We start from the raw sequence: 1375 nt of genomic DNA on the forward strand, positions 1-1375 counted from the left end.
GGGCGCGGGCGCGCTGCCCCCACACGGGGCGGGCGCCGCCCGGGGTGGGGTTGTGGGGGGTGTAGACCGCGGGCCCCGAGTGGTTGTTCAGGGCGAGGTGGGCGGCCGCGCGGACGGTGAGGTCGGAGAAGTCGGTGCGCAGCAGGCCCTCGACCCGGTCCATCCGGGCACGGACGGTGTTGCGGCTGACGCCGAGGACCTTGGCCGCGCTCACCGCGGTGAACTCCAGACCCAGCCGTGTGGTGGCGAGCAGCTCGGCGCGGGTGTGGTGGGGCAGGGTGTCGAGGGGGCGCAGGACGTCGGTGGACCAGGCGCGCAGCGTGGCGGGCTCCATCAGGCGCTCCGGATGGGTCCGTTCGGCGTAGACGGCCGCCTGGTCCGGGCGGAAGTGGGCGACGGCGAGCGCGCTGATGGCCTGGCCGTAGGCGGTGGCGGTCCGGGCGAGGCTCTGCCGGACGCTGCCGCCGAGGAAGGTCCCGGGGCGCCCGCCGACCAGGGAGCGCAACCGCTCCCCCGTCGTGCGCGCCGGACTGACGACGATGACGTGCCCGTCCATCGCGGGACAGCGCACGACCAGTGCCTGGCCGTCGGTCACGTCCAGGCACTGCTCGGCGAGGCGGTCCCGTTCCGCGGCGGCTCCCTCCACGACGTACACGCTGGCCGTCTCGGTGTCGAGCAGGCCGGGCCACAGGCCCGCGGCGACCCGTCGGGCGGAGACGATGTCCTCGACCATCAGCAGTTGCAGGATCGCCAGCCGCAGATCGGCGGCGGCGCGCCGGAGCCGGTGGCCCGCGGCCGTCAGCTCACGGTCCCTGAGCAGCAGTTCCACGACTCCGGCGGTGCGGGTGACGATCTCGGCGGCGCGCCGGTCGAAGGGGGCCGGGCGCGCGACCGCCAGCAGGCCCGTCGACGCGGGGTGCGGGCCGGGGTGCCGGACGGCGACGAGGCGTACATGGCGGCCGGCGTCCTGCAGCGCGGCGGAGGAGATCCGGCCCGCGACGACATCGGTGACCAGGGTGTCGTCGAGTGTCATCCGCTCACCGGCGAGGAGACCACCGCCGGAGTCCTGCAGGCAGGCCGTTCCGCCCACGGTGTGGGCGAGCCAGGCGACGACCCGGCGCAGGTCGCGCCCGGTCGGGCGCAGATGGTCGAGGAGCTCCTCGGCCCACGAGGCGTCCGTGCCGTACGGCGTCTGGGAGCGCGGGTCCTCTTCCGCTCGGCCACCCACGTCTGCCCTCTCCTCGTCCATCGCGTTGACCTCGGCATACATCGGCTTACAGAGGTGGACGTTACCCGACGGGCGGTCCCCGGTCCCCGGGGCTACGCGCGGACGGACCGGCGCCGGCGGGTACGGCTCCGCCGGCGGTCTCGGGGG

1 protein-coding gene is annotated in these 1375 nt (G+C 75.5%); it reads right to left on the minus strand.

What is annotated here, in order from left to right:
- The coding region (locus ACFW2E_RS39425) for a helix-turn-helix domain-containing protein (RefSeq protein ID WP_384474660.1) at positions 1-1228 on the minus strand (1228 nt) is incomplete at its 3' end.
- Positions 1229-1375 lie beyond the last annotated feature (147 nt).

The organism is Streptomyces sp. NPDC058964, from assembly GCF_042741275.1.
In the GTDB taxonomy this organism is placed as follows: Bacteria; Actinomycetota; Actinomycetes; order Streptomycetales; family Streptomycetaceae; genus Streptomyces.